27 protein-coding genes and 1 other RNA gene are annotated in these 26,545 nt (G+C 67.9%); 14 read left to right on the forward strand and 14 right to left on the reverse strand.

The genetic code is table 11. From position 1 onward, the window contains the following. Positions 1 to 1,029: hypothetical protein (locus tag HLK59_RS22855; protein WP_171143362.1), on the reverse strand; the 1,029-nt coding region annotated here is incomplete at its 3' end. A 188-nt stretch (positions 1,030 to 1,217) separates the two neighbouring features. Between HLK59_RS22855 and HLK59_RS22860 the strand changes: the two genes are divergently transcribed. From HLK59_RS22860 to HLK59_RS22870, 3 genes are read left to right on the forward strand one after another with little or no spacing between them, the layout of a single operon-like run. Next, positions 1,218 to 2,072, forward strand: a complete 855-nt coding sequence (locus HLK59_RS22860; protein WP_171143363.1) for a Nif3-like dinuclear metal center hexameric protein — start codon at positions 1,218 to 1,220, stop codon at positions 2,070 to 2,072. Then, positions 2,069 to 2,812 (forward strand): C4-type zinc ribbon domain-containing protein, encoded by a 744-nt coding sequence (locus HLK59_RS22865; RefSeq protein WP_206327479.1) that lies wholly within the window; start codon positions 2,069 to 2,071, stop codon positions 2,810 to 2,812. Before HLK59_RS22860 ends, HLK59_RS22865 begins: the two co-directional genes overlap by 4 nt. An 11-nt stretch (positions 2,813 to 2,823) precedes the next feature. Beyond that, a complete protein-coding gene (locus HLK59_RS22870) occupies positions 2,824 to 4,122 on the forward strand; it encodes a bifunctional RNase H/acid phosphatase (RefSeq protein WP_171143365.1) in 1,299 nt (432 codons plus the stop codon). On the opposite strand, the gene HLK59_RS22875 is transcribed toward HLK59_RS22870, so the two are convergent. Beyond that, on the reverse strand, positions 4,094 to 4,726 hold the full coding sequence (locus tag HLK59_RS22875; RefSeq protein WP_171143366.1) for a bifunctional 4-hydroxy-2-oxoglutarate aldolase/2-dehydro-3-deoxy-phosphogluconate aldolase: 633 nt from the start codon (positions 4,724 to 4,726) through the stop codon (positions 4,094 to 4,096). The two genes, HLK59_RS22870 and HLK59_RS22875, sit on opposite strands and share 29 nt — an antisense overlap. Positions 4,727 to 4,806: 80 nt before the next feature. Then, positions 4,807 to 5,589 carry a peroxide stress protein YaaA gene (gene yaaA, locus HLK59_RS22880; RefSeq protein ID WP_171143367.1) on the reverse strand — a complete coding sequence of 261 codons (783 nt, stop codon included), beginning with the start codon at positions 5,587 to 5,589 and terminating at the stop codon, positions 4,807 to 4,809. Between the two features lie 117 nt (positions 5,590 to 5,706). On the opposite strand from yaaA, the gene HLK59_RS22885 reads away from it, so the two are divergent. Next, positions 5,707 to 7,125, forward strand: coding sequence for an RNB domain-containing ribonuclease (locus HLK59_RS22885; RefSeq protein ID WP_171143368.1), 1,419 nt, complete (start codon positions 5,707 to 5,709; stop codon positions 7,123 to 7,125). Here the strand turns inward: HLK59_RS22885 and HLK59_RS22890 are convergent. Together HLK59_RS22890 and HLK59_RS22895 are read right to left on the reverse strand one after the other, a co-directional pair. Then, entirely contained in the window at positions 7,082 to 7,681 is a 600-nt protein-coding gene (locus HLK59_RS22890) for a hypothetical protein (RefSeq protein WP_171143369.1), read from the reverse strand. The two genes, HLK59_RS22885 and HLK59_RS22890, sit on opposite strands and share 44 nt — an antisense overlap. Then, positions 7,678 to 8,439: a MerR family transcriptional regulator gene (locus tag HLK59_RS22895; protein WP_171143370.1), complete on the reverse strand. Its 762-nt coding sequence runs from the start codon at positions 8,437 to 8,439 to the stop codon at positions 7,678 to 7,680. Before HLK59_RS22895 ends, HLK59_RS22890 begins: the two co-directional genes overlap by 4 nt. 177 nt (positions 8,440 to 8,616) lie before the next feature. Here HLK59_RS22895 and HLK59_RS22900 point away from each other — a divergent pair, with 177 nt between their 5' ends. The 3 genes from HLK59_RS22900 to HLK59_RS22910 are packed head-to-tail and all read left to right on the forward strand — an operon-like array spanning position 8,617 to position 10,501. Next, positions 8,617 to 9,111: a DUF4260 family protein gene (locus HLK59_RS22900; protein WP_171143371.1), complete on the forward strand. Its 495-nt coding sequence runs from the start codon at positions 8,617 to 8,619 to the stop codon at positions 9,109 to 9,111. After that, positions 9,104 to 9,625, forward strand: coding sequence for a TetR/AcrR family transcriptional regulator (locus tag HLK59_RS22905; protein WP_171143372.1), 522 nt, complete (start codon positions 9,104 to 9,106; stop codon positions 9,623 to 9,625). The genes HLK59_RS22900 and HLK59_RS22905 overlap by 8 nt, the downstream gene beginning before the upstream one ends. Before the next feature lie 54 nt (positions 9,626 to 9,679). After that, positions 9,680 to 10,501, forward strand: a complete 822-nt coding sequence (locus tag HLK59_RS22910) for an AraC family transcriptional regulator (protein ID WP_171143373.1) — start codon at positions 9,680 to 9,682, stop codon at positions 10,499 to 10,501. 75 nt (positions 10,502 to 10,576) lie between these two features. On the opposite strand, the gene HLK59_RS22915 is transcribed toward HLK59_RS22910, so the two are convergent. Together HLK59_RS22915 and HLK59_RS51180 are read right to left on the reverse strand one after the other, a co-directional pair. Then, positions 10,577 to 10,864 carry a hypothetical protein gene (locus tag HLK59_RS22915; RefSeq protein ID WP_171143374.1) on the reverse strand — a complete coding sequence of 96 codons (288 nt, stop codon included), beginning with the start codon at positions 10,862 to 10,864 and terminating at the stop codon, positions 10,577 to 10,579. A 129-nt stretch (positions 10,865 to 10,993) separates the two neighbouring features. Further along, a complete protein-coding gene (locus HLK59_RS51180; RefSeq protein WP_240982583.1) occupies positions 10,994 to 11,359 on the reverse strand; it encodes a hypothetical protein in 366 nt (121 codons plus the stop codon). 53 nt (positions 11,360 to 11,412) lie between these two features. Between HLK59_RS51180 and rnpB the strand changes: the two genes are divergently transcribed. Then, positions 11,413 to 11,822, forward strand: an RNA gene (gene rnpB / locus HLK59_RS22925) — RNase P RNA component class A. A gap of 886 nt (positions 11,823 to 12,708) precedes the next feature. Here the strand turns inward: rnpB and HLK59_RS51190 are convergent. The 5 genes from HLK59_RS51190 to HLK59_RS22955 form a co-directional block, all read right to left on the reverse strand. Further along, on the reverse strand, positions 12,709 to 13,785 hold the full coding sequence (locus HLK59_RS51190; RefSeq protein ID WP_171143375.1) for a caspase family protein: 1,077 nt from the start codon (positions 13,783 to 13,785) through the stop codon (positions 12,709 to 12,711). A 39-nt stretch (positions 13,786 to 13,824) separates the two neighbouring features. Further along, positions 13,825 to 16,383: an effector-associated domain EAD1-containing protein gene (locus HLK59_RS22940; protein ID WP_346779799.1), complete on the reverse strand. Its 2,559-nt coding sequence runs from the start codon at positions 16,381 to 16,383 to the stop codon at positions 13,825 to 13,827. Beyond that, on the reverse strand, positions 16,310 to 17,161 hold the full coding sequence (locus HLK59_RS22945; protein ID WP_206327476.1) for a hypothetical protein: 852 nt from the start codon (positions 17,159 to 17,161) through the stop codon (positions 16,310 to 16,312). Before HLK59_RS22945 ends, HLK59_RS22940 begins: the two co-directional genes overlap by 74 nt. Continuing rightward, positions 17,158 to 18,003 (reverse strand): hypothetical protein, encoded by an 846-nt coding sequence (locus HLK59_RS22950; protein WP_346779800.1) that lies wholly within the window; start codon positions 18,001 to 18,003, stop codon positions 17,158 to 17,160. The genes HLK59_RS22945 and HLK59_RS22950 overlap by 4 nt, the downstream gene beginning before the upstream one ends. A 116-nt stretch (positions 18,004 to 18,119) precedes the next feature. Beyond that, the gene (locus tag HLK59_RS22955) at positions 18,120 to 19,469 is read right to left on the reverse strand and encodes a GTPase-associated system all-helical protein GASH (RefSeq protein ID WP_171143377.1); all 1,350 of its coding nucleotides are present in this window, start codon (positions 19,467 to 19,469) and stop codon (positions 18,120 to 18,122) included. 246 nt (positions 19,470 to 19,715) lie between these two features. Here HLK59_RS22955 and HLK59_RS22960 point away from each other — a divergent pair, with 246 nt between their 5' ends. The 3 genes from HLK59_RS22960 to HLK59_RS22970 all read left to right on the forward strand — a co-directional run bounded on the left by HLK59_RS22960 (position 19,716) and on the right by HLK59_RS22970 (position 22,102). Then, positions 19,716 to 19,853: a hypothetical protein gene (locus tag HLK59_RS22960; protein ID WP_171143378.1), complete on the forward strand. Its 138-nt coding sequence runs from the start codon at positions 19,716 to 19,718 to the stop codon at positions 19,851 to 19,853. Between the two features lie 146 nt (positions 19,854 to 19,999). Then, on the forward strand, positions 20,000 to 21,622 hold the full coding sequence (locus tag HLK59_RS22965; RefSeq protein WP_346779801.1) for a serine/threonine-protein kinase: 1,623 nt from the start codon (positions 20,000 to 20,002) through the stop codon (positions 21,620 to 21,622). Between the two features lie 216 nt (positions 21,623 to 21,838). After that, positions 21,839 to 22,102: a hypothetical protein gene (locus HLK59_RS22970; RefSeq protein WP_206327477.1), complete on the forward strand. Its 264-nt coding sequence runs from the start codon at positions 21,839 to 21,841 to the stop codon at positions 22,100 to 22,102. A 102-nt stretch (positions 22,103 to 22,204) separates the two neighbouring features. Here HLK59_RS22970 and HLK59_RS22975 read toward each other — a convergent pair whose 3' ends face one another. Then, positions 22,205 to 23,518: a site-specific integrase gene (locus HLK59_RS22975; protein ID WP_240982586.1), complete on the reverse strand. Its 1,314-nt coding sequence runs from the start codon at positions 23,516 to 23,518 to the stop codon at positions 22,205 to 22,207. 176 nt (positions 23,519 to 23,694) lie between these two features. Between HLK59_RS22975 and HLK59_RS22980 the strand changes: the two genes are divergently transcribed. The 3 genes from HLK59_RS22980 (at position 23,695) to HLK59_RS22990 (ending at position 25,380) form a co-directional block, all read left to right on the forward strand. Continuing rightward, entirely contained in the window at positions 23,695 to 23,970 is a 276-nt protein-coding gene (locus HLK59_RS22980) for a helix-turn-helix transcriptional regulator (RefSeq protein WP_346779802.1), read from the forward strand. A 54-nt stretch (positions 23,971 to 24,024) separates the two neighbouring features. Next, positions 24,025 to 24,300 carry a hypothetical protein gene (locus tag HLK59_RS22985; RefSeq protein ID WP_171143380.1) on the forward strand — a complete coding sequence of 92 codons (276 nt, stop codon included), beginning with the start codon at positions 24,025 to 24,027 and terminating at the stop codon, positions 24,298 to 24,300. A 456-nt stretch (positions 24,301 to 24,756) separates the two neighbouring features. Beyond that, positions 24,757 to 25,380, forward strand: a complete 624-nt coding sequence (locus tag HLK59_RS22990) for a hypothetical protein (protein WP_240982587.1) — start codon at positions 24,757 to 24,759, stop codon at positions 25,378 to 25,380. Between the two features lie 6 nt (positions 25,381 to 25,386). On the opposite strand, the gene HLK59_RS22995 is transcribed toward HLK59_RS22990, so the two are convergent. Then, on the reverse strand, positions 25,387 to 26,544 hold the full coding sequence (locus HLK59_RS22995) for a hypothetical protein (RefSeq protein WP_171143381.1): 1,158 nt from the start codon (positions 26,542 to 26,544) through the stop codon (positions 25,387 to 25,389). Position 26,545 lies beyond the last annotated feature (1 nt).

Raw genomic sequence — 26,545 nt, forward strand, 5'->3', positions numbered from 1 at the left:
GTCCCCCGGTTCCCCCGTGGGCACCGTCAACCCCGCCACCCCGCACGGCACTTCGTCCGTGGCGTACGGCAGTCGCAGCACCCCGTCCCGCGTCCACAGCCCGGCGCCCGTCAACCACCCCATGGGCGCCGCGAGATGGTGGACCCGCCGCCCGTTCGGCCGCCACATGCCGACCCAGCTGCCGACCGGCCCGTCGATCCGCAGCGCCACCGCGCAGCTCTCCGGCATCAGCACAAGACCCGGCTGGATGGCGAACGGTGTCACCACGCACTCGGGCAGCCGCAGGCTCTCCGGGAACCGCACCGGCAGCGTGCCGCCGAGCACCCCCCAGCCGAGCCGCTCCTCACCGGGCGCGTCCGAGCGGATCAGCAGCAGCCCGCTGTCCGGGTCGGCCAGCAGCAGCCGGTCGTCACTGCCCGCGGCGATCTGGAGCAGCGGAGACACCTCACCGCCCCGCTCCAGATCGACCACGATCGCCTTGACGCACCCCCCGACCTCCCGGTCGAGCGCCAGCATCCGCCCCGCCCGGTCCAGCCACACCCCGCCCGAGCAGCGCCCCGGGATCTCCGCGAGATGCTCGGGCCCGAAGGCGCCCCCCGCCACCAGCCACACGGCGGTCGAGTGCCGGCCCACGGCGAGGGCGTACGCCTTCTCGCCGCCCGGCGCGGGCGGCAGCAGCCACAGCCGGGTGCCCTCCTCCGGGCACTCGACCGCCCCGAGCGGCAGCTCGCCGGTGTCGGGACCGGTCGGGTAGAGCAGCGAGAAATTGTGCCGCCCGTCCGTGAACCGCCTGATCAGAACCCGTCCGTCGCCCATCGGCTGCACCTCGGTGCCCGGCTCCTCCGGCTGGTTGCCGGGCAGCGGTACCGCGTACGGCTCGGGGCCGTCCAACGTCCAGCGCTCCGGGAACCAGGAGTCGCCGTCCAGCGTGAGGCGGGCGGCGTACGCGCCGTCCGCGGTGATCGTGCAGCCAGCCTGCGGCGTACCGTCCTCGTCCGCCGCCGTGGGCTCGATCGCACAGGCCGTCATCGTTCGGTCACCTCCGGCCACGAAGCTAGTTTTCGCACGCACAGACGTGGGACGAGCCGACGACCGCTTCACACAAAGGGGTGGCCCAGGAACGATTCGCCTGAGGAAAGCGGGACGATTGTGCTGGGCGGGGTCATCGGGAGCCGGACCGGTACATCGGCACAGACCAGCCAGGTAGCCTTTCCCCCGTGCCCCGTCTGTCTGAAGTCATCACCGCGCTGGAGAACCTGTGGCCCGCCGAGCGGGCCGAGTCCTGGGACGCGGTCGGCACCGTCGTGGGCGACCCCGACCAGGAGGTCTCGCGGGTCCTGTTCGCCGTCGACCCGGTCCAGGAGATCGTCGACGAGGCCGTGAAGCTGGGCGCCGACCTGCTGGTCACCCACCACCCGCTCTATCTGCGCGGTACGACGACGGTCGCGGCGACCACCTTCAAGGGCCGCGTCGTCCACACCCTCATCAAGAACGACATCGCGCTGCACGTCGCGCACACGAACGCGGACACGGCGGACCCGGGCGTGAGCGACGCGCTCGCGGGCGCGCTGGACCTCCGTGTCGTACGACCGCTGGTGCCGGACCCCTCCGACGCCTCGGGGCGCCGGGGCCTCGGCCGGATCTGCGAGCTGGACCACCCGCTGCCGCTGAGGGAGTTCGCGGCGAGGGCCGCCGCCCGCCTCCCCGCCACCGCGCAGGGCATCCGCGTGGCCGGTGACCCGGAGTCGACGATCCGCACGGTCGCCGTCAGCGGCGGCTCCGGCGACAGCCTCTTCGACGTCGTGCGCGCCGCGGGCGTCGACGCCTTCCTCACCGCGGACCTGCGCCACCACCCGGCCTCCGAGGCCGTGGCCCACAGTCCTCTCGCGCTGCTCGACGCGGCGCACTGGGCCACCGAATGGCCCTGGTGCGAGCTGGCCGCGACCCAGCTCGACGAGATCTCCGACCGTCACGGATGGGACCTGCGCGTCCACGTCTCCAAGACGGTCACCGACCCCTGGACCGCCCACGCGGCGTCCAATCCGACGGAAACCCCTGGAGCCCCCAACTGAACGCCGCGCCCGCCGACCAGATCCGCCTTCTCGACGTCCAGTCCCTCGACGTCCGCCTCCAGCAGCTCGCGCACAAGCGCAAGTCGCTGCCCGAGCACGCCGAGATCGAGTCGCTGACCAAGGACCACACCCAGCTGCGTGACCTGCTGGTCGCCGCGCAGACCGAGGAGAGCGACACCGCCCGCGAGCAGACCAAGGCCGAGCAGGACGTGGACCAGGTGCGCCAGCGCGCCACCCGCGACCAGCAGCGCCTGGACTCCGGGGCCGTCACCTCCCCGAAGGACCTGGAGAACCTCCAGCGCGAGATCACCTCCCTCGCCAAGCGCCAGGGCGACCTCGAGGACATCGTCCTGGAGGTCATGGAGCGCCGGGAGTCCGCGCAGGAGCGGGTCGTCGAGCTGACCGAGCGGGTCGGTGCGGTGCAGGGCAAGATCGACGACGCGACGGCCCGCCGGGAGGCGGCGTTCGAGGGCATCGACGGCGAGGTCGCCACCGTCACCAAGGAGCGCGAGGTCGTCTCGGGCACGATCCCCGCGGACCTGCTCAAGCTCTACGACAAGCTGCGCGTGCAGCAGGGCGGCATCGGCGCGGCGAAGCTGTACCAGCGGACCTGCCAGGGCTGCCGCCAGGAGCTGGCGATCACCGACATCAACGAGATCCGCTCGGCCGCGCCGGACACCGTCGTCCGCTGCGAGAACTGCGCCCGCATCCTGGTGCGCACGTCCGAGTCCGGCCTCTAGGAGCCTGTGTCGTGCGGGAGTTCATCGTCGAGGCCGACGGCGGGTCCCGGGGCAACCCCGGCCCCGCGGGCTACGGTTCCGTGGTCATCGACGCGACGACGGGCGAGACGCTGCTGGAGCGGGCCGAGTACATCGGCGTCGCGACCAACAACGTCGCCGAGTACCGGGGCCTGCTGGCCGGCCTCCGCGCGGCCCATGAACTGGACCCCGCCGCCTCCGTCCACGTCCGCATGGACTCCAAGCTCGTCGTCGAGCAGATGTCGGGCCGCTGGAAGATCAAGCACCCGGACATGAAGCCGCTCGCGATGGAGGCGGGGCGGGTGTATCCGGCGGACCAGGTGACGTACGAGTGGATCCCACGGGCCAGCAACAAGCACGCCGACCGGTTGGCGAACGAGGCGATGGATGCGGGGAAGAGGGGGGAGCGGTGGACTGCGTCGGCGTCCACGGCGGAGCTGGACGTGGCTGACTCCGCGTCCGTCGCGGCTTCCACGGCGGAGACCGACGTGGCTGACTCATCGTCCGTCGCGGCTTCTACGGCGGAGCCGGACGTGACCGCCGCTCCTTCCCCTGCCGACGCTTCCCGCCGCGGAGCGGTGGAGTTCTCGGGCGGCGGAGCCGCTGCGGCTGATGTGCGTGCCGCGAAGGTGGTCGCGAGTCCTGGGTGGGCGCCGGCGGACATGGGGGCGCCGGCGACTTTCGTGCTGCTGCGGCACGGGGAGACGCCGTTGACTCCGCAGAAGCGGTTCTCGGGGAGTGGGGGGACCGATCCGTCCCTGTCCGAGGTCGGGCGTGAGCAGGCCGAGCGCGTCGCCGCCGCCCTCGCCCGGCGTGGGACGGTCCAGGAGATCCTCGCCTCGCCCCTCACCCGTACCCGGGAGACCGCCGCCGCCGTGGCCGAGCGGCTCGGGCTGGACGTGACCGTCGAGGACGGGCTCAGGGAGACCGACTTCGGCGCGTGGGAGGGGCTCACCTTCGCCGAGGTGCGGGAGCGGTACCCCGACGACCTCAACACCTGGCTCTCCGACCCCGACGCCGAACCCACCGGCGGCGGTGAGAGCTTCGCGGCCACCGCCACCCGTATCGCGGCGACGAGGGACAAGCTGGTCGCGGCATACGCGGGACGCACGGTCCTGCTCGTCACCCACGTCACGCCGATCAAGACGTTCGTACGCCTCGCGCTCGGCGCCCCGCCGGAGTCCCTGTTCCGGATGGAACTGTCGGCCGCGTCCCTGTCCGCCGTGGCGTACTACGCCGACGGCAACGCGAGCGTACGGCTCTTCAACGACACGTCCCACCTGCGTCCCTGAGCCCCGACGCCGCGCGGGCCAGCTCCTCGATCCGGGCCCAGTCCCGCGCGGCGACCGCATCCGGGGGCAGCATCCAGGTCCCGCCCACGCAGCCGACGTTGGGCAGGGACAGATACTCCGGCGCGTTCGCCGGACCGATACCCCCCGTAGGGCAGAACCGCGCCTGGGGCAGCGGCCCGGCCAGCGACCTCAGATACGCCGTTCCGCCCGCCGCCTGCGCCGGGAAGAACTTCATCTCCCGCACCCCGCGTTCAAGGAGCGCCACCACCTCCGACACCGTGGACACCCCCGGCAGGAACGGCACCCCGGACGCCCGCATCGCGTCGAGGAGCACGTCCGTCCAGCCCGGGCTGACGAGGAACCGCGCCCCGGCCCGTACGCACCGCGTCACCTGCTCCGGCGTCACGACCGTCCCCGCCCCGACCACCGCGCCCGGCACCCCGTCGGCGATCGCCCGGATCGCGTCCAACGCGACCGGCGTCCGCAAGGTCACCTCGATCGCCGGCAGCCCTCCGGCCACCAGCGCCCGCGCCAGCGGCACGGCATCGGAGGCGTCCTCGATGACGACGACGGGCACGACGGGGGCGAGATCCAGCACACTCATGGCCTCATCGTGCCCACGAGGAGCGAGGCGCGCAACGAGCGTTGCAGAGTGCGCAATGGCTGGCCGGGTTGGGTTGGTTCCTAGTGGATCTCGTCCACCAGCACATCCAGCGACCAGGCCTTCCCCGCCCCCTTCGGCGGCTCCACCTCCACCACGTACCCGAGGTCCCGCAGCGCCTCCACCAGCTCGGCGGGCCCCGCCGGAGCGATGCCCGCCGACAGCAGACTCCGTACGATCCGCCCCTTGGTCGCCTTGTTGAAGTGGCTGACCACCTTTCGCGTCGGCGCGTGGAGCACCCGCACACCCGCCGTCCGCGAGGCCACGTCCCCCTTCGGCTTCCACGCCGCCGTATAGGCCGAGGACCGCAGATCCAGCACCAGCCCGTCCCCGGCGGCCTCGGGAAGCGCCGCCGCCATCGGCGTACGCCAGTGCGCGCCGAGCGCTCCGAGGCCGGGCAGCTTCACACCCATGGAGCACCGGTACGACGGGATCCTGTCGGCGACCCCGACGGCACCCCACAGCCCCGAGAAGACGAGCAGCTGACGGGCGGCCCGCTTCCTGGCGGCCGCGTCGAGGGAGGACAGCTCCAGAGCGTCGTACAGCACACCCGTGTAGATCTCCCCGGCGGGCCGCGCCCCGGCGGTCCGCAGCTCGGTGTTCTTGCCGACCTCGCCCCTCAGCCCCTCGCTCAGCCCGAGCACCTCGCGCGCCTTGTCCTCGTCACCGGCGCACAGTTCGACGAGCTCGCCGAGCACGGCCGCACGGGCCTCGGTCAGCCCCGGCAGCGACAACGACTCCAGCTTCAGCGGAGCGCCACGACCGGAGGAGGCCTTGCCTTCGGACGGCGGCAGCAGGACAAGCACGGGCGGGATCTCCTTCTGTAGGGCTGTAGATCCTGTAGATCCTTAGGGCTGTAGATCCTTTGGATCCAGTAGAGCTCCCGGACAGCGTACGGGCCCCGATGTGCTTACCCTCGCTGTATGCCCCGCCGCCACATCCGCGTGACCGGCGCCCCCGAAGCCCCCCTCCGGGCCGCCCTCACAGCGCTGCGCACCGAACTGGGAGTGCCGGAGACCTATCCGCCGGGGGCCATGGCGGACGTCGGGACACCTCCCGTACTCCCGTCGTACGACGCCACCGACATCCCCCTGTTCACCATCGACCCGCCCACCTCCACCGACCTCGACCAGGCGATGCACCTCTCCCGCCGGGGCAGCGGCTACCGCGTCCGGTACGCCATCGCGGACGTCGCCGCCTTCGTCGTACCCGGATCGGCGTTGGACCAGGAGACCCACCGGCGGGTGATGACCCTCTACTTCCCGGACGAGAAGGTCCCCCTGCACCCGACCCCGCTGAGCGAGGGCGCGGCCAGCCTGCTGCCGGACCAGGTGTGCCCGGCCGCACTGTGGACGATCGACCTCGACGCGGAGGGCCGTACGGAGGCCGTCGACGTACGCCGCGCGCTGGTCCGCAGCCGGGCGAAGCTCGACTACGAGGGCGTACAGAAGGAGATCTCCGCGAAGACCGCCGAGGAGCCGCTCGCCCTGCTGGAGGTGATCGGGCGGCTGCGGGAGGAACTGGAGGTGGAGCGGGGCGGGATCTCGCTGAAGGTCCCCGAGCAGGAGATCGTGGAGCGGGACGGCACGTACGAACTGACCTACCGCGCCGGAACGCCCGCAGACGGCTGGAACGCCCAGATCTCCCTGCTCACCGGCATGGCCGCGGCCGACCTGATGCTCGCGTACGGCACCGGCGTGCTCCGCACCCTCCCCGCCGCCCCCGACGGCGCGGTGGGCCGCCTGCGCCGTACGGCCCACGCCCTGCACATCGACTGGCCGCACCATGTGTCGTACGCGGCGCTGGTCCGCTCCCTGGACCCGCGTGTCCCGCACCACGCGGCGTTCCTCCAGGAGTGCACGACGCTGCTGCGGGGCGCGGGCTACACGGTCTTCCGGGACGGCGTACTGCCCGACATCACCACCCACTCCGCGGTCGCCGCGCCGTACGCCCACTGCACGGCTCCCCTGCGCCGCCTGGCCGACCGGTACGCGTCGGAGATCTGTCTGGCGGCGGTGGCGGGGGAGCCGGTGCCCGACTGGGTCCTCGCCGCTTTTGATCAGCTGCCGCGCGAAATGGCCGAGGGCGGCCGACGCGCGGGCGCGGTGGAACGGGCCTGCGTGGACATCGTCGAGGGGGCCCTGCTGAAGGACCGGGTGGGGGAGGTGTTCGACGGCTGCGTGGTGGAGGTGGAGGAGCGCCGACCGACGGTGGGCGTGGTGCAGTTGGAGTCACCGGCGGTCATCGGACGGATCGAGGGTGCCGGTCTGCCTCTGGGCGAGCGGCTGCGGGTCCGCCTCACCCAGGCGGGCCCGGGACCTGTGCGTTTCGAGCGTGCGTGATCGCGCGGACGAGCTCGCCGGGTTCGTCGGTGTGGAAGCGGACGAGGTGGATCTGCTTCGGCCGCCCGAAGAAGGTGAAGTGGGTGACTGGCTGGGCCAGTTCGAGGGTGACGGTGGTCCGTGCGCCCATGGTGAGGTCGAGTTCGCCGTCGGCGCGGTGGTGGGTGGTGCGCAACTCGCGTCGTACGGAGGCGATGTGCCGTAGCGGTACACGCAGATCCACGTGCGCGGACCGTCGGATCCGCAGGGAGTCGGCCGCGAGCACGTGGGGCCGTACGACGTTGGCCGCGTGCATGCCGACGACGAGGACGACGGTGTAGACGTCCAGGACGAGAACGGGCCGGTGCACGGCCGGCAGGTCCCGCAGGAGCACGGACATGGTCACCGACTCGATCACGCACACGAACGCGAACCCGAACATCAACGGGCCCTCGCCACGGGCGTATCCGAATCCCTGTCCGCGGCGGGCCTGGTGCGTCCGCTGCGCCGCCCACAGCACGAGGCTGACGAGCAGCCGCAGTTCGTGCCGTACGAGGGCGGAGGCCGCCGTTCTCATGTCTCCTCCTCGGTGCGGACGCGGGTGAGGATGCGCAGGGCGCGGCGGATGGCCTCCGCCTGGGCCGGGGCGAAGTCGGCGTAGAAGGCGCGCAGGAAACTGTGGTCCTCGTCGATGTCGGTCGAGGGCAGGAGTTCCGGCGGGATGAGGGCCGCGAGCGTACGGGCCGCCTCGGCGACCTCGGGGTCGCCGGGGGCCGCGTCGGCGAGGGCGTCGAGCAGCGCGTACGCCTCGTTGGCCGCGGTGACGGCCTCGGGTGAGCCGAGCGCCGAGCCGACGGCACTCATCAGCCGCTCCCGTTCCTCCGGACTCGCGGCGGTCTCGATCAGTGCGAGGACCTCGCGGTCCTTGGCGGCCATGGGGGAGTCGGACAGCGGCGTCATCGCGCTGAACAGGACGGCGAGTTCGGGAGAGACGGGCCCCTCGGCAGGCAGTTCGCCGGCGTCCAGCAACGCCCGCAGCCGCACCCGCCGCTCCCGGATCGCCGTCTCCTGCCGCGCGAGATCCTCGTCCAGCTCCTGGAGGATCTCGGTCAGCTCCTTCTCCGTGTCATCGGCCAGCACGTCCCGCACCTCCGCGAGCCCCAGCCCCAACTCGGTCAGCCGCCGGATCCGCGCGAGCACGACGGCGTGCCGCAGCGTGTAGTCCCGATACCCGTTGCCCAGCCGCTCCGGCTCCGGCAGCAGCCCCTGATGGTGGTAATGCCGCACGGTCCGCGTGGTGACGCCGACGGCGGCGGCGAGTTCTCCGATCCGCATGGGATCAGTAGAGACGTTGACGTTGCGGCAGGGTCAAGCGGTGGTGCGCTGTGGGCGGTGCCGGCACCTCCTCTTGACGGCTAACGCCGTTAGCCTTACTTTTACGGATGTGAGGCTAACGCTGTTAGCTAACCAGTGGATCGCATCCAGCGATCGAGTCATCGACCGGAGGCAGTCATGAGCACCGTCGCGAACGCCACCACCCCGCACCGCTCGGTCCTCTCCCTGGCCCGCCGCACCGCATGGCTCGCCAACGCCCTGTTCTGGTCCGCCTTCGCGGTCCTGGAGGCCGTCAACCACGGCTGGCCGGCCGGCACCCTCGCGCTCGCCTTCTTCGTCCTGCCGGACCTGACCTTCCTGGTGGCCCTCGACGACGCGCCCCGGATGGCGAAGGGACAGCTGCCGCCGCGCGCGGTGCCGTACTACAACGCGATGCACCGGGCCCTGATCCCCCTGGGCCTGCTGCTGGCCTACTCGGTCCAGCCCTTCTTCGCCTGGCCCCCCGCCTTCGCGGCCCTGTGCGGCTGGCTCGCCCACATCTCGTACGATCGCGCCTTCGGCTACGGACTGCGTACGAGGGAGGGCTTCCAGCGTGGAACGGAGGAGGGTTTCCAGCGTGGAACCGAGGAGGGCTTCCGGCGTGGAGCCAAGGAAGGCTTCCGGCGTGACTGACCGTCTCACTCCCCGCGCCCGCGAGATCGCGACGGCCGCCCGGACCCTCCTGGAGGAGTCCGGGCCCGCCGCGCTCACCCTGCGGACCCTCGCCGACCGCCTCGGCATCAAGGCGCCCTCCCTCTACAAGCACTTCCCCGACAAGCACGCCGTGGAGGTGGAGCTGATCGCGCAGATGCTGGAGGAGTCGGCGGCGGCGATGGAGGCGGCGGAAGCACGCGAGCCCGGTTCCCTCCCGACCTTGGCGGAGACGTATCGCACCTACGCCCTCGACCACCCCCACCTCTACTGCCTCGCCACCGAACGCCCCCTGCCCCGCGCCGCACTGCCCGCCGGCCTGGAGGACCGGGCCGCGATGCCGCTGATGCGGGTGTGTGGCGGCGACATCGACCTGGCCCGTTCGGTGTGGGCGTTCGCCCACGGGATGGTGGTCCTGGAGATCCACGGACGGTTTCCGGACGACGCGGACCTGGCGGCGGCATGGGAAAGGGGCCTGAAGGCGTTCCATCCGTGAGAGTCCTCCAGGACGGGCCCGTCCTGGCCGGGGAAGCGGGAACGGGGGCGTCGGATGGGTGAGCAGGCCGTGTGGACGAGGGCGCGGCTGGGCCGGTGCGGACCGCGCCTGGACCTTCTGACGGCCCGTTTCGACAAGCACGTCTACGCCCCGCACGCCCACGACGAGTTCACGGTCGGCGTCTGCGTCGGCGGCTCGGAGGTCATCGACTACCGGGGCGGCCACATCCGTACGGGCCCGGGCTCCATCGTCGTACTGGCGCCGGGGGAGGTGCACACGGGCGGCCCCGGAAACGCGACGGACGGCTACGCGTACCGCGCGCTGTACGCGGATACGGGGCTGCTGAAGGACGGGATGCTGGGCCTGCCGCACTTCCGTGAGCCGCTGATAGACGACCCGGAACTGGCCGCGGCGTTGCTCGTGGTCCACACGGACCTGAACGCCTGCCCCGACCCCCTGGAGGCCGAGTCCCGCCTCCCATGGCTGCTCACGGCACTGGCCCGCCGCCACTCGGCATCCCGCCCGGCGCCGGACACGGTGCCGGGTGCCGACCGCATCGCGCTCGCCGTCCGAGACCGTCTGGCCGACGGACTGCTGGAACCCCCCTCGCTGGCGGACCTGGCCGCGGAACAGGGCCTTTCCCGCTACCAGTTGCTCCGTGCCTTCCGTACGACGATGGGGATACCGCCGTACGCCTGGCTGGCCCAGCACCGGGTGCACCGGGCCCGCCGCCTGCTGGAGTCGGGGATCCGCCCCGCCGATGTGGCGTCGCTGGTCGGCTTCGCGGACCAGGCGCACCTCACCCGCTGGTTCCGCCGCGTCCTCGGGGTGACCCCGGCGGCGTACCGCAACAGCGTTCAAGACGTCAGGCCCTGATCGGGCCGAAGGTGTGCGCATGACTGCACGCGGCTGGTTCCTGTTCTCCCTGATGGGAGTGGTCTGGGGCATCCCCTACCTGATGATCAAGGTGGCGGTGGAGGCCCCGCTGTCCCCGTCCTTCGTGGTGTTCACGCGCTGCGCGCTGGGCGCGGCGCTGCTGCTGCCGTTCGCGGTGCGGGGCCTGGGCGGGACGGTCAGGCGGGCCTGGAAGCCGATGCTGGCGTTCGCGTGCATAGAGATCATCGGCCCGTGGTTCACGCTGACGGACGCCGAACGCCACCTGTCCAGCTCGACGGCGGGTCTGCTGATCGCCGGGGTGCCGATCGTGGGGGTGACACTGGCGCGCTTCTTCGGGGACACGGAGCGGCTGGGGGCGAGGCGGTTGACGGGTCTGGGGTTGGGCCTGGCAGGGGTGGGAGTCCTGACGGTCCCGCACCTGACGGGAGGGGACGCGAGGTCGCTGGCGGAGGTACTGGTGACGGTGGTGGGCTACGCCACGGCTCCGCTGATAGCGGCACGACACCTGAGGGAGGTCCCGTCCTTGCAGCTCACGGCGTCCTGCCTGGGCCTGGCGGCGCTGGTGTACGCGACGCCGGCCGCGATGACCTGGCCGTCGGTCATGCCTTCGACGTCGGTGGTGCTGGCGCTGGCGGGCCTGGGGGTGATCTGCACGGCGGTGGCGTTCGTCGCGTTCCTGGAGCTGATCAAGGAGGTCGGCCCGACGCGCTCGACGGTGATCACGTACGTCAACCCGGCGGTGGCGGTGGCGGCGGGGGCGTTGTTCCTGGGCGAGGAGCTGACGCCGGGAATGGGGGTCGCCTTCACCCTGATCCTGGCGGGCTCGGTCCTGGCCACGGCGGCCGGTCCTGCGAAGGATGCGAGCCCGGTAACATGGTCGCCACGGCAGACGAGCCGGGCGGACGGCCGCGTGGAGTCCCCTTGACGGGGGGCTTCCCGAGGAACGTCCGGGCTCCACAGGGCAAGGTGGTGGCTAACGGCCACCCGGGGTGACCCGCGGGACAGTGCCACAGAAAACAGACCGCCGGGGACCTCGGTCCTCGGTAAGGGTGAAACGGTGGTGTAAGAGACCACCAGTGCCCAGGGTGACCTGGGCAGCTAGGTAAACCCCACCTGGAGCAAGGTCAAAAGGAGCCGCCGTAACAAGCGGCTCTGCGAGGACGTCCGAGGGCTGCCCGCCCGAGTCCCCGGGTAGACCGCACGAGGCCGGTGGCAACACCGGCCCTAGATGGATGGCCGTCTCCCCGACCGCCGCGAGGCAGTCGGGCGACAGAACCCGGCGTACAGCCCGACTCGTCTGCCGCCCCGTATTTCCGCAGGTCAGGGGCATTGTTTTTCCGCTAAACAAACCATCGGGGTCGAATCTGGGTCGAATCTGCGCTACGGGTATCGTCGTTTCTGTCTGCTGCCCATGCAGCATATCCGGGCATTCCGGGTGTTAAATCCGGCCCGGAGTCGCTATGGAGCAGACATCTCGGATGCTGATGCACTCGGAAGTACATGTACGAGGTGTCTCCGTCTCGGCTTTCTCCCGCCGTGCCTCCTCGTTCGTGTGCCACCAGTAGTAGCCGGAGCGGTCCCAGTCCAGGACGTCACACATGCGCTTCACGCCATGGGTGCTCCGGTGTTCGTCGACGAAACGGAAGCGGATTCACCGCGTCGTCTTCCTCGCGAAATAGGCGGCGGCCTTCCGGAGAATCTCGTGCCCTCCTTCAGTCGTGCGTTCACCCGCCGCAGGCGCTTGAGTTCATCCTTTTCATCCGAGGTCATATCGGCGTCACCCCGCCGTTCGCTGCCTCTCGGCGATTGTCGTCGCGGACCCACTTGCGTAACGTCTCCTGGACACTCAGGCTGGAGGCGATGTCCGTGAGGGGGCGGTCCTTCGAGGGACGAACCAGGTCCACTGCATTCCGCTTGAACTCTTCGGGGTAATTCTTCCGCTTTGCTGCCGTGGATCACTCCCTCTGGATGACGAAACATCCAGCGTCCAGGTGTCGGAATTTTGGGGGTTACTCCATGGCCCTCCAAACCCAGCCTCGGCAACACTGGCGCTGCCTATGGAAGTGGTCCCTTCCGGCTTGAGCACAGTCCACAGCTAGCGGTTTTCCTCGTCTTCCCGGCCCCGTCCGCACCTAATATCTCTTCAGCGTACATTCGGAAATTCAGAAACGGGCGCGATGATGCACCTATTCCCGGTCCTTCAGGGCTGTGAGTTCGGGATGGTGCGGGAAGTCGTCGGTTGCCGTATCGAGCAGTGTGCGGAGACTGATTTGCTGACCCCCTCCGCCGAGTTTGAGGTTGCGCAGTGCGGCGAACCAGTTCGCGCGGCCGGTTCCCTGGAGTTTCAGGCGTGAGATGTCTCCGCCTGCGCGGGCCCAGATTTCCTGATCGGTCGGACCGGCGGGGTACAGGTCGGTCATGATCGTTTCGATCGTGCGCCAGTGGTCGGGCTGAACCGGTTGTGCGGAGGTCGGGGTTTTCAGGCCGCCGCGGTCGAGTGCGATGGGGAAGTTGTCTTCCAGGTCGGAGGCCTTGAAGATAGGGTGCTGTCGCCCGGGAAAGGCTGTGCGGACATTTTCGGCGACGTGGTTAAAGACATCGAAGACCCGAATGAGACCGTCTCCCGTTGTGCGCGCTTTTCCTTCGAGTGCTTCGAGGAGATACTGAGTGAATACGCTGTTACGTTCGCCGTTCAGTACCAGGGAGTATTCCTGCGCGCGCGATGATGCAATGACGACGCGGCCGGTGCCCTGGGCGAGTTGTTGGAGAGACTTTTCGCTGAACCCGGCGTGGATAGAGTCTTCGTCGGTGTGTGTCTTCAGCGCGGCCACTCCGCCGGCGTGGCAGGCGTCAATCAGTACCAGGAGCCGTTGTGCCTTGATTGCGGCGAGTGCTGCGGTGAGCTCAACTTCGGGGAGGGTGGCTCCCAGAAGATTATTGGTCTGGAAGTCCACAGGGAGGAGGGCGCTTGTATCGCCTACCCCTGTGGGGAATCGGCCGCCATGTCCCGAGAAGAAGATGACGACGGTGTCTTCCGCCGTGGATGTTGATGCCAGGTCGGCCAGGCCGGATCGAATGCCGTGCAAGGTCGCCTGGTCGTCCAGGAGGACCTGGACTTGGTCCGGGGGGAAACCGCAGTACTCTGCTGCCCGGAGGACGGATGCGGTGTCCCGGGCGTCGTTCAGCACGGCTTCTGGGAGGCTGCTTATATTTTCGTAGTTGGCAATGCCGATTACTAGTGCTCGTCTTGTTCCGAGGGTCACCTTTTCGTAGCCTCATTTTCTTTGCGTACCGCTCGGCGGTCATCGCTCGTTCGTGAATTCTTGGTTATCGGCGAAGAAGCGAAGTGGCTGATTCGCTGGGTAGTCGTTACGCATTTCATTCAGCAGTTGCTTCAGGTGAGGATTTCCGATGCCGTGCTCGATGCGCTGGAGTGCTTGGTGCCACCGTGTGCGGCCACTGCCTCGTTGGTCGAGATCGGCCGTACGGCCTCCGGCTCGTTCCCACAGCTCCTGGTCGTTGGGCCCTGCCGGGTAGAGTTCGGCCGCCAGGTCTTCCAGTGCTTTCCACCTTTCGGCGGGGCTGATGGCAGACAACTTGAGTCGCCATCGGTCCAACAGACCGATCATAGGCAGGCACGCGCGCAGCGCGGGCCGGACGTCGTCACGTCCTTGTCGCAGCATTCCTGTGAGCTCGTCAGCCGTGTGTTTCCAATGCCGGTCGAGTGCGAGATCGCCGATGGCCTCCCATGTGGAGGGAGGAATGCGCTGTCCATGCGAGAGCGCTGCGCGAAGCCATCTACGGAAGCGGTATTCGTCGAATGTCGGCAACGCCGTCACAATCCCGACTACCTCACCGGCTTCCATGCGGCTGAGTTGGCTGTCGAGTTCGGGACTTCGGAGAACAGCGGTTTGGAGGTGCGGTTCCAGGCGGAAGGGGGGCAGGCCCGTACAGGCCTTCTCGAGCCATCCGTGTACGGTCGCCCGAGTGAGAGCGTCGAGATCTAGGCTGCTGAGTTTGGCCCATACTTCGGAACGGCGTGGGAAGGCACCGAGGTCAGCCAGGGGGGTGCGGGACAGGCAGCGGATGAGGCCGTCCTGAACCGGTCGACCGTCGATGAGGTCGGTGAGAGCAGCGTGGAATGCGGCTTGTGGATTAGCAGGACCTTGCCAGGCGTTCAGGTCGTATTTCAGCGAAGCCGTCCACAAGGTCTGAACTGTCTGAGTGGAGAAGTCGAGGTCCGCGAGGAGGACTGGCGTCCGGGCGGCGTAGTTGCCCGCCAGGTCAATCATCCGTGCGTCGCCGATGTCGACGGAGCAGCGCACAATCTCTTCTGGCGTCGCGTTCCTCAACGCCAGTTCCAGGCCATCTGCAACGGAGTGGGGTTCGGCGGTGAGTTGGAGGCGGGCGGCCTCGCACGGAGGGAAGGCGGTCGACACCGCGGCGCCGTGCAGCCGGGGAAAGCGCTCTTCGCGAGCGATGTCGATCATGTGCTGCGCCGCGCGGAGGGGAAGCATGCGCGGAGCTGCTTCAACCAATCGACCTACCAGTGCGTGGTCCGGCCTAGCCGCTGTCCACAGGGGTCGCGTGAGTTCTGGATCAGCGGCGACCCAGCGCCACACGGCGCGGGCGAACGCCGGACCTGGTGTGCCTGCTGCCTTCCGCAGGCCTCCAAGTACGGCCTCCCTCCACTGGCGCGTGCTCTTGGACGTGTGTATGGCGTCCTGGATCATCGTCGTGAACGAGGTGTCCTGGGCCGGCGGGAAGGTGTTGTCCCCCGTCCAGGTCTCCAGATGGGTCCATACAGCCTGCGCGTGCTCGAACCCTTGCATGTCGAGGTTGCGCAGTGTCAGAACGTCGCCAGCGGTCGCGGTTTCAAGCTGGTGCAGTAGGCGCTGCAGGAGCTTGGCCTTACCGTTTGTGCCGTGGCTGGGCTCGGGTGACAGCCGCTGCACAAGCCGAACGGCGGTGATGGTGTTGTCGATAGTGTCCGGCGTGTCGGTGGTCAGCCTGTAGGCCTGTTCCAGCAGGGGGAGTTCGCTGAATGCGGTGGCTTCGGCTCCGATTTCGTCAGCGAAGGAGCGTAGCAGCGTGCCTTGTTCGTGGCCGGTGAGGGCGGCGGCCGCCAGGGAACCTGGCGCCGGTGACACGGTGTCCAGCCGCTGGTGCCCGCGCCACCGCGCGACGAGGGCGTGAGGGGTGCAAACGAGTGCTGGCGTTGGAGTCTCGACAAGGTCGCTGGGGCCGAAGCTCAGGCGGAACGCGAAGTTGCGACGCAGGGCCGGCCACAGCCGAGCCCACAAAGACACGACCAAGTCGTCGAAGTCTTGGTGGCCCAGGCGGACCGCGGGGCCGGCCGAGCGCTGTGCGAGTGCTGCCGCAGCTGCTGGCAGATCGGTTGCGGCAGGCGGGATGTCGTTCCCGAGTTCGACTTCCAGGGGTGTGATGGCCAGAGGGGCGTGGGGTCGGGCCATCAACCAGGCGAGAAGGGGGCGCAAGTCGGAGACGGAGACGAGATCATTGAGCGGCACGATGAGCGCGTGGGACAGCACCATGCCAGCCCGTGTTGCCTGCGCGTCCAGAAAGGTGCGAGCGAGCACGTAGTGGTCATGGTGGGGAAACCCTGACAGGAAAGGTGACCACTCCACGCCGGGCGGCGCGGTGTCAGGCAGGTCAAGTCGGGGTGCCAGCTCCGCTGCAAGGCTCCAGGGGCCACTAGCATCCCTGAGTCCGTGCCCTCCCCGGACCTCCCCGAACAGTGCCTGTTCTGCATGTATACGCAAGGCCCTAGTCCGCCTCTTGTTGGCTCTGTTTGTCAAGGAGGAGGTGGATTGGCCAGGTGAGGTCGGGTGAGCGCTCACCCTCTGGCGTCACGACGAACCCGAACTGCTCCGGGCCCCGGCTGGAGTAGTCGCTGTCAGATGTGTGCGGGGTGAGGGGGCGGCCCAGGGCTGACAGCCCCATGACAGTGGGTGCGGGCCACGTAGCACTGAGAAACGCCCAGAACATCGGCAGACGTACCTGGAGCGCCTCGGACGGAGTGCCTTCGAATCCGAGTTCATCCCAGCAAGTGAGGAGTACGGCCAGCTGTGGGCTTCCCGGTCGAACTCCTGGGGACGACATGCCCCTGACGTAAACGAGCATTTGCAGAAGCTCAATGAGGCGCGCCTGGTCCGAGATCTGGTGAGCCGGATTCTCGGGCGCTGCTTTACGCAAGTCGGAAAGGGGTCGTGAGAGCACGTCGTCGCCCAACTGCGTCTGTTGGAGGCGGATCATCAGCATCCAGCGGTCCGCCTGCTGGACACGCGTGCACCAGGCATCCGACACGCGGCGAGTTTCGATCATGGATTTGATCTGCTCGCCGCCGTACTCGGGCCAGATGATTTGTCCGGATGTGCCGTCTTCCTGCGATACGGGCCACACGCTGTCCACATAGATGGAGGTGGCCGTGTGATCGGCTGCTTTTCCTTCACTGAGGCTTTCTAGTGCCGCTTCGAACGGCTCAAGGTTTGTAGCCTGGCCGTTCATACGCAGTCGGCAGTCCTTCTTCATGAGCCGCCTGAGCATTTGCGCCCCATAATGCGTTTTACCTACACCACTCTCGCCGAGCAGAAGGATGGAATCGCCGGAACCACTCATGCCGGTTTCACCCCGTACATGAAGAGCGGGTCGTCGCTGCCTGACGGGACTGACGGTAGGGCGGCGTGCGGCCGTCGTGAGGTGAGTGCCCAGTCGAGGAGTCGAGTCAGAACGTCATCTGCCTGTCGTTCGCCGGCATCGCCCGGGGTGACACTGACCGAGAATTCCTCAGCCTCGGGCATCGGGCCGAATACCGATTGGCGGACGGACTCCTCCATTGCGGGAGCGATAGAGACATCTGATTTGGTCCACACCAACGCAACGGGGCGTGATTGTCGCTCGTCGGCCACACGGGCGGCGAGTAGCTGCAGGGCGCTACGGGCGGATCCCATGCTTGCGCCCGACAGAGCTTCGCGGTCGGCGACGAGAAGAAAAACGTCCGCGTGTTCGGCGATCCAGCGGGCTCCTGCAGCTTCGGATCCGTCCTTGTTGATGGCCCACTTCTGGAACCACTCGCCAGGTGCGTCGGTGAAGAGGTAGTCCACGGGCTGCTTCTGCCCGGCACGAAAGCTCAGATGCAGCAACCCCGGAGCCCGCCCGCTGCGGCTCGCGGTGTGCGGGGGAAACCCGGGCGCCTGCCCGGGGGCCCAGCGCAGGGATTCCGCCACTGCCTCCCAGCCGGCCAGCGAGAAGGAGCCTGCAAACTGGCCTGCGCGCAATTCGGCGGCGCCTCGGCCCAACAGCAGGTACCAGGCGCCTAACATTGTCGTCTTCCCTGCGTTCTGCGGTCCGATAGTCGCGATGATCCGGGGACGGGCTCGGCCGGCGACGAAGGCGAGATCGGCAAGTCCCAGTGCACTGCCGGACCAGGGCAGCAGTACATCACCGGTCGGCTCGGGCACGGAAGTGTCCTTGCCCGAGCCGTGATATACGGGGCATGCAGAGAGGTCGACGTGGCCGAGAGCGCAGCCGGTGTCGGGAACGAAGCAGCTCTGCTGTGGGCAGTCGTCCATACCGTTCACCCTCGGCTTCGCCGCTTGCTGCTGCGGCTGGCCTTACTGGCGGCTGTGGCGCTGGTGGCCTGGAGTTCGCGGAACACCCAGCATGCCCACTGCGCCAACGTCAGGCGTGCAGCGTCTGGCACTCCGGTCAAGCGGCGGAATGCGCTCCGGTCGCGTGAGGCAGGCGCATCGCAGTGGGCGATCAGCGCGATCACCGGACCGCGGCCTTCGGGCGGCGCCGTGAGTAGCGCTCCCGCACCGCGAGCCATATCCAGCGACTTCTCGGTCTGCGCAAGCTCGACTAGGTCACTGACCGCGTAGGTCTGTTCCGTGTCAACCAGGGGAAGGGACATCACCGTCTCAGCCAGGAAGGCCACCACGCTGCCAGGGGATGACACCGGCACCTGCTGGTGCAGGTCGAAGGCCATCAGCGTTGCCGCCGCGGTCGGGGGCAAGTCCCGGTAGCTGACCCGGCGGGTCGGAGAGAACAGCGACTCTTTCCACCACACCAGGGCCACCCTGCGCTGGAGGCTTGTGGTGGCGGCTGCCACGGCGGTCAGCGCCTCGGCAACGTACTCGGAGACGCCTGTTGCCAGTGACCGGATGGGCTCCGACAAGTCGGCGTTGCCAACGGTCAGTCCGTTTACAGCCGTATCCAGGGCCTCAGCCACAGAAACAGCCATACGGTTACCGAACTCACCTGCCCAGTGCACAGGGTTATTGTGCGGCGAGTGTGGATTTCCGTTCGAGACCAACTGTTGCCCCTGCTGCGGGTCAACGTAATGAGGGCCTGCCGCCGCATAGAAGCCGGCCTTGAGATGGTCGACATCCGTAGGGTCGGCGGTCACCGTCAGTGGCGTGAGCTCCGGTACCTTAAGGTCCGCGATTGGGGCTGAGATGGAGGAGGGCACCGCCCACTCCGCTTCGGCCCGCGCATCGACGTCCTTCTCGATCTCCATGATCACGTCGGCCCACACCGCTGTGTCGGCACTCGGCACCGAAACCGAGAAAGCATTGCGAGCCAGGGCAACGAAAGCCGCTCCGACGGAGGGGGTGTCCGTAGCTGCCTGGACCAAACCCTCGAGAACAATGGCGCGAGCCACGGCAACCGGTGTGCCGGAGAACGTGTTCACGTACGTCACCCAGTGCTTGCTGAGGGCATCGAGCGCTTCGACGATCACGGGGTCGTCCCCGTCCACCTCGGGGTCGACAGCCGCGAGGACGTATGCCACTGCTTTGGAAGGAGACTTCCTCAGCTCACTGGCCAGCTCACCGGCAGCAGCGCCGATCTTGTCGAGCTTAGCGTCGTCTCCATTGACATCGATGAGCCCGCCTTTCAGGAAACGCAGAAGGATGCTCTCAGCCACTTACGCCCCACCCTTGCCGTGCTGATGATTCCCCTCCGGGGGGGGATCACATTCCGCTGTCACACTGCGGTCAGATGCCAGGCAACTCAGCATGCCGCCACAGGTCGTTCACGTCTTGCAGCCGCTTAGGCCCTGGACTGCAAGTCAGACAACAGAGCATAAGCGACAACAGGAGAACCACGGGCCGGTAGAGTCTGAAGTGGGCGTGTTCGGCGGGGTGTTACGTCACCTTGCACTCCGGGGATCATGAGTATGCCGTCGCGTGGCCCGGCGAAGGTGAGTTGGGGGCCGGTCGGCCGCACGACGGCCTGTTATAAATCGAGGCTCTTCGCGGAGGGCTCGGGGACCGGCTGGGCGGGCACGGCACGGGTGGATCTCATCTGATGCCAACAGGCGTGGGGCGCCGACGATCCCCGCTAGGGTTCACACCTTATCCACAATTGCTCTCGGCGGGGGACTTGTTCGTGTCGAGGATTGCTGCTCGTCGTGCTTCGGACCCGGCTCGGATCGGGCGCTTCCGGGTGGTCGGGGTGCTGGGCGCGGGTGGGATGGGCACCGTGTACGCCGCGGTCGGGGAGCGGGGTGAGCGGGTAGCGGTGAAGGCCGTGCGCGCCGGGCAGGCTGCGGATGACCAGTTCCGGGCCCGATTCCGGCGCGAGGTGCAGGTTCTGCGGCGGGTGTCGGGTCCGTGTCTGGTGCCGCTGCTGGAGGCCGATCCCGAGGCGGACATCCCGTGGCTGGCGACGGCCTACGTACCCGGCTTGACGCTCGGAGAGCACACGTCGGTGCACGGGCCGCTGGCTGGGATCCAGCTGCACCTGTTCGCCGCGGGGACGGCCGGGGCGCTCGCGGCCGTGCACGCCGCCGGGGTGGTCCACCGCGATCTGAAACCCGCGAATGTGATCCTGGCCCCGGACGGGCCGCGGGTGCTGGACTTCGGTATCGCCCACGTCTCCGACGGCACCGCGGTCACCCGTACCGGCCTGCTCACCGGGACCCCGGGCTGGCTGAGCCCCGAGTATTACCGTGACGGCACTGCCGGGCCGTCAGGGGATGTCTTTGCCTGGGGTGTGCTGCTTGCCTTCGCGGCCACCGGCCGCCACCCCTTCGGCGCCGGCAATGCCGAGGCCGTCGCCTTCCGTGTCCTCAGCGCCGAGCCGGACCTCGACGGTGTCCCCGACGACATGCTCAGCCTGGTGACGGCGTGCCTCGCCAAAGACCCGGGCCATCGGCCGTTGTCCGCCGTCGTGGCGCAGAAGACCGCCGAGCTGCTCGGCGAGCAGGCGACTCAGGTCCTCGGGGATGTCCACGACAGGCCGACCGCGGTCCCGAACCTGATCGCCGAGCAGTGGCATCCCCCGACCGTCGAAGACCCCGCCTGGCCGGCTTCCGCGACACGCCCTCCCTACAGCCGCGCCCGGCTCATCGTCGTCGCGGCCACTGTGTTCGCCGCGGCCGCCACAGGGACCTGGTTCGCGCTGGACCCGGGCCACGCCTCAGCGCGCGCCACCCACTCCCCACACACGGCCGCGTCCCGCCCCACCCTCGGCGCCACACCGGCTGGGACCACGTCACCTCCCGCCCGTTCCGCCGTCACCGAGTCGCAGACCCCGACCGTCGCGGCGTCGTCCGCGCCGACGCAGACCCAGGTGATCACCCTCAGCCCCTGGTCCCCAGTCGGCACTCCGGCAACCGGCATCACCATCACCGACCGTGCCAGCGGCTCTTGCTTCGGGACCGCCGAATCCACGATGCGCACGGACGCCTGGCGCTGCACCGCCGGCGACCGAATCCTCGACCCCTGTTTCTCCCCGGACTCCAATCCCTCGGACACCAGCGCTCTGTGCCTGGACGGAGCTCCCGACCGCATGGTCGAACTGTCGGTCCCCGAGGGCTTCCCCGGCAACAACAACCACATGCCGGACGGACCCGACATCGAACCGATCACCCTCGTCCTGACCAACGGCGCCCGCTGCTCGTTCGCCGGTGGAGGCACCGCAACGCTCGCGGGACAACGCCTGAACTACGGCTGCGACAACGGCGGCTACCTGTACGGCTACCCGAACAAGACCGCCGCCGTGTGGACCATCTCGTACGCCGCTCCCGGCAGCGGAGCCAGCGTCTCCACGCCGATCACGACTGTCTACGAGTAGCGCGCTGACAGCCACGCTGCTGAATCGGCGGATAGTGGCATCGGTCGCCGGATCCGGCTGAGCGGAATCGGTCATGGCTGACTTGCGCTCTTTCGGGCTCGTCCTGCGTTGCTGAGACTCTCGCTTCAGGAAGGTTCGGGGGAGGGCGAGATGGCTGTTCAACGTGGACGGAAGCCGGCTCGTCGTAGCGGGCGGGCCACAGGAGCAAAGCCGATCGTGCTCGGCGGAGGCGGCCTGCTCATCGTGCTGATGGCGTTCTGGTCGGAGGTGTGGCCGTACGTCGTTGGGAGCGTAGTCCTCGGCGGTATCGGAGCTATCGGCTGGTGGCTGTTGCGCACCGACCGGAGGGTGTGTGCTCGGGACCGCCGTTGGCGCCAGGACGAGGCGGTGAAGGCCGGTCGGCGGACCCTGGCCGAGGTGGATGCGATGGTGTGCACTGAATTCGAGGAGCTGGTCGCCGACTTGTGTGGATCCTTGTGAGGGCTACAGAGGAAGGGGCGGTCGATCTGCTGAGACGGTCACCGAAGCAGTGCGGCTGAGGCCGCTCCTGGACGCGGAGATTGGAGGCAGGAGGGGCAGGCCTCAGGACGCGGACGCCGCGCAAGCTACGAAGGTAGACCCGTTCCGCAACGACGTCGTCGGAGCGTCGATGTGTGAGAACGCGGTTCCGAACACGGTGACCATGACCTCCTCCACAGCGAGAGGTGGGTGGGCGTAGATATCCCAGGTCTCGGAGAATTTGGCGTGCCGGGAGAGTGCTTGCACGGTCTTCGGGTCGTGCTTGCCGGAGCCGCCGAGCGTGGTGGTGTAGAAGTGCTTGAGGTCGTGGAAGCGGGTTCTGTCCGGAAGTCCAGCTTGCTTCACGGCCTTTCGCCATTTCTGGTGGAAGTCGCTGATCAGTACGGGTCGGCCGTAACGGTTCGTGACGATCAGGCCCTCGTCCGGCGGCTCGTCGTAGCCGCGTGCCCGGCGGCGGCGCTCGGCGCCTGGTGAGACGGGCTCCGGCTCCGAGAAACGTGACACGTGGTGTAGCAGCCGCTCGATCAGGAAGTGATCCACCGGCAAGGTCGCGTAACTGGCCTTGGTCTTGAGGCGTACGGCCTTACCGCGCTGCCGTTGTTCTTCGATGTGCAGCAGGTCGTGGTTCCAGGCCACCTGGCTTCGCTTCAGCCCGAAGGCCTCGCCCTGGCGTAGTCCGGCGCAGGCTCCGAGCCAGATCAGGACCTCGTAGCGTGGCGCGACCGTCCGCATTGCCGCCGCGACCGCGGCGACCTGCCCAGGAGACAGTGCAACTTTGACGCGGGGGGTGACGTCCGGGAGGTCGATCCGCGCCACGATGTTTGCAGGTAGCGGGACGTCCTCGTCCAGCATGTAGTGCACGAGGATGCGCCAGGTCTTGAAGATCTGGACGACGGTGCAGGCAGAGTCGAGGCCTTCCTTGTCGAGGATGTAGTCGACGAAGGCCATGGAATCGGGTCGGCGCAGGCTGCTTGCACGGCGGTGGCCGGCGAAGGGCAGGATGTGGTTGCGGAGGTGGCTTTCGTAGGTGTCGCAGGTATTGGTGTTCTTCTTCCGCTTGCGTCTCCTTTCCATCATCTCGGTTGCGAAGTGTTCAACCGGCAGGCTGCCCGGATTACTGTCGCGCGAGGTCTGCCTTTCGACCTCCGTGAGCACCTTGTCCAGGTAGTCGCGGGCTTGCTGCCAGGTGGCAAAGGTCGGCCGTTTCTCCTTTCCTGCGGAGTCGGTGTACCGGGCCTGCCAGCGATGGCCTCGGCCGTGGTCCGCAGACGGGTGCAGAGGTTGCCGTGGCGTACCGCACCGGCACGGGGTGTCACCGCGTTCTGGTTTTGGATATCTCTTGTGCCAGCGATCGAACGGCTCGATTGGCTTGCTCATGTGCCCCGCCCACGAAACTGAGCTGCATGTTGGACCTGTCGCCGACCTTTTGCACTGGCTAGGCGGTGGACGCGACGATGTTGTTGCTGCCCGCCACGGCGATGCTGTCCGTTACGACGAGTAGTTATGCACAGCTGTTCATGGTGCACGCAAAGGTGTGACGGTCGAGTCGCCGTGTGCCAGCACGTGAACCGTCACCGGACCCGCGACTCCTGTCCCTGGGTATGCAAATCCGTCGCCTCAGAGAGGAACGGGGATACAGCCTGGAAGAACTCGCAGAGCGCAGCGGGCTGAGCTTTCGCGGCCTCATCTATATCGAGCACGGGCAGCGCAGCCCCAGTGTTCTTACGATTTTGGACATCGCAGCAGGGCTCGATGTGGAACCGGGGGAACTCGTCAATCACATCGCCCAGGAAGAATCCGGTAAATCTGCCCCTGATAGTTCCAGCTGACAATCCGAGGATCGTGATTCGAGGCTGTCGCAGATCCTCGCTGGCTACCCGGCCATGCGCGCCCAGGGTGAGGGCGACTTCGACGAGGAGAGTGACAGTGCCAGCACCCTGGTCGGCTTCCTGTGCCGCGCGGAACACGACCACGACGCGGTGACCGCGGCTCGGGACGACATCAGTACCGGCTACCTGCAGAAGTTCCCCATCTGCTCCGACGTCCTGCGCGGCGAGATCGGAGTCGCCAGCGACGCAGCCCTGACCCGCGCCCTGGAGCGGCTGGAGCTGACCCTGTTCGCGGGAATGGGGGAGTGGACCCGGTGCGGTCTGGGCTGAGCTGAACCGTACGTCGAAGGGATGACGGCCCACGCCTCGTCTGTCCACGACAGCAGCCTGCGCTAGAGCGGATCTTCGTATCAGCGCGTGGGCCTTGAACGACTTGAGCGAGCATTCCGTATGATCGATCAAGAGTGGGAAACGTTTGGATTGCATGGCAAGACGACCATTGTGGAGCGCCGAGGGCTCGCACTAGGGTCATCGCTGTCACGCTGGCGGCAGGGCAGGTATGACCGCACTAGCCTGACCTAAAGGCAGGGGCTTGTGCCCGTGACCCGGGCAGCCGTGCCTCAGTTGTGCCGGGTAGGCAGCGTGGCCGTCATGGGTGGGTGCAGCAGCCGCGGCCAGCCGTGCTGGCGTGTTCAGCCCATTCCGTGAAAGGTTTCCTACCGGTAGGTAAGTAGGCGGTCGTCTCCGAAGGGCGAGCCTCCTTGAGGCGAGGGTAGAGGTAGCAACATGGCTGTGGCGGCGCGGGGTCCGGCAGAAGCGATCTCCGGTGCGGCGGCGCCTGGCACCCTGTTCCCTCAGGGTGCAGCTATCGGCGTGTTGAGTATGTTCGGCATCGATGCGGTAGTTGCGTACAGCGAAAACGAGGACGAGATCAAGCGACGTGCGCGCGTTGGCACGCGGGAACTCACCAATCCTCGGGCGTTGGACCTGCTGATGAACCTCCCCCTGGGCGAGCCTGTCCCGGTGACTTCACTGAGCGACACGGAGCAGCGCGTGCTGAGGCGGATGCCCGCGGGAACGGTTACCCGGCATGACAACGTCGTCGTTCGCGAAGCAACTCACCCCATCCGTGTCGATCTGGCCGTCGTCCCGGGCAAAGGCTGGGCCTCTGCTAAGGAAAAAGTCGAATGGTTCACACCTTTCTGCGCGCGGGCTGTCTTGATCGACCGGCCTCTGCGGCGTCGAGATGACGCCGTGATGGAGGCAGAGTTCTACGGCATTGGGCTACTCGTCGCGACCAGCAATGACGTTGAGGTCGTTGTCCCGCCTCGCCCCTTTGTGCGGCGTCGGCACACTGTGGCCGGCTGGAGGTTCGTGGAAGAGGCGTATAAGCAGCTCTCGGCTCGGTGAGCCGCCTCAGGGCGTGATCGGCAGCGTTGCCCAGGCCTCCAGCGGGTCAGGGACTACAAAGCCCGCCTTCGAATTTGCCGACAGCCCCAGGCGCTCGTTTTCCAGGGCGTAGTGCGCGATGGCGGCGGCGCACTTGTCGCGCCACCACGCTTTGCGCTCCAGCCCGGGCTTCCTGCTGGTGATCTCGATGACCCAGGCGCTCCAGGTGCTGATGTTGTGGTCTTCCGACTCGCGCCGCGCTTCGCCGCCCGGATCGTTGAAGCGGTCCAGGCCGCGACCGTCACAGACGTCGCAGCTGCACGTTGCTGGCTGGTGATTGGCGTACAGGCGGGCCAGAGACTGGGTGCCCTTGAAGCACATCAGGCTCGGCATCAGCACTGATGGGTATTGAGGTCCACCGCCGTTGGGGTTGAACAACGCCCGCTCGCCAGGGGGAATGCTGTGTCGACTGGCGCTATCAGCGCCGATACCTGCAAACAGCCCGCCGTGCGCGAGTGCGTCCAGTGCGGCCAGATCGGTCCGCAGCAGGGCGACGTCAGGAAGCTCGGCCAGGACTCGCCGCAGATTGGCGGGAACACTCTTGGCTTGTTCCATCGGATCGAATTGCCGGAACAGCGTCAGCGCCTTCGGATGCGGGATGCGCTTGCAGACGGCGATCAGCTGACTGAGGAACGCGTCGGTGAGCCAGGCGATGTCGATCGGGAGGTTGACGATTGTGTCGGCCCGCTCGATGCGCTCGGACTGGCGCATGACCGCCTTGAGTGCCCTGGAAGCTCCCGGAGGGATGTATCCGGTCGGTGTGAGAGCGGCGCTGGCGCCACGGGCCTTCTGTAGCTGAAGCGAGGTATCGACGGTGTCGAACAGCTCGTTGCCGTCCAGCAGAAAGGGTTCATCGGCTGTCGCCGTGTGTGTCTTGTAGGCCGCAGTGTCGATCAGCAGGGCGCCTGTGAAGCCGGAGGTGCGGAGCTGGTAGGCGCGTTCACCTGCCTTCTCCCCGCTCATGACGACGCCGCCGAGGTCATCGTCCAGCGGGGTCCGCATCTGCGGTACGAAGCGGGCATTCTCATGCAGCAGTACACGGCCCTGCAGCAGCGGCGCGGCCGGTACCGACGCATCGAGGACCCGCAGGGCGGGGGTGCGGCCGGGGAACGGCGAGTATGCCATT

This window comes from Streptomyces sp. S3(2020) (assembly GCF_013044505.1).
Classification (GTDB): domain Bacteria; phylum Actinomycetota; class Actinomycetes; order Streptomycetales; family Streptomycetaceae; genus Streptomyces.

Excerpts from the sequence above, each read along its gene's own strand:
- HLK59_RS22875 (WP_171143366.1), bottom strand. The coding sequence starts at position 4,726 with ATGAGTGTGCTGGATCTCGCCCCCGTCGTGCCCGTCGTCGTCATCGAG.
- HLK59_RS22885 (WP_171143368.1), top strand. The coding sequence starts at position 5,707 with ATGCCCCGCCGCCACATCCGCGTGACCGGCGCCCCCGAAGCCCCCCTC.
- HLK59_RS22890 (WP_171143369.1), bottom strand. The coding sequence starts at position 7,681 with ATGAGAACGGCGGCCTCCGCCCTCGTACGGCACGAACTGCGGCTGCTC.
- HLK59_RS22895 (WP_171143370.1), bottom strand. The coding sequence starts at position 8,439 with ATGCGGATCGGAGAACTCGCCGCCGCCGTCGGCGTCACCACGCGGACC.
- HLK59_RS22900 (WP_171143371.1), top strand. The coding sequence starts at position 8,617 with ATGAGCACCGTCGCGAACGCCACCACCCCGCACCGCTCGGTCCTCTCC.
- HLK59_RS22910 (WP_171143373.1), top strand. The coding sequence starts at position 9,680 with ATGGGTGAGCAGGCCGTGTGGACGAGGGCGCGGCTGGGCCGGTGCGGA.
- HLK59_RS22945 (WP_206327476.1), bottom strand. The coding sequence starts at position 17,161 with ATGAGTGGTTCCGGCGATTCCATCCTTCTGCTCGGCGAGAGTGGTGTA.
- HLK59_RS22960 (WP_171143378.1), top strand. The coding sequence starts at position 19,716 with ATGAGTATGCCGTCGCGTGGCCCGGCGAAGGTGAGTTGGGGGCCGGTC.
- HLK59_RS22975 (WP_240982586.1), bottom strand. The coding sequence starts at position 23,518 with ATGAGCAAGCCAATCGAGCCGTTCGATCGCTGGCACAAGAGATATCCA.
- HLK59_RS22985 (WP_171143380.1), top strand. The coding sequence starts at position 24,025 with ATGCGCGCCCAGGGTGAGGGCGACTTCGACGAGGAGAGTGACAGTGCC.
- HLK59_RS22990 (WP_240982587.1), top strand. The coding sequence starts at position 24,757 with ATGGCTGTGGCGGCGCGGGGTCCGGCAGAAGCGATCTCCGGTGCGGCG.
- HLK59_RS22995 (WP_171143381.1), bottom strand. The coding sequence starts at position 26,544 with ATGGCATACTCGCCGTTCCCCGGCCGCACCCCCGCCCTGCGGGTCCTC.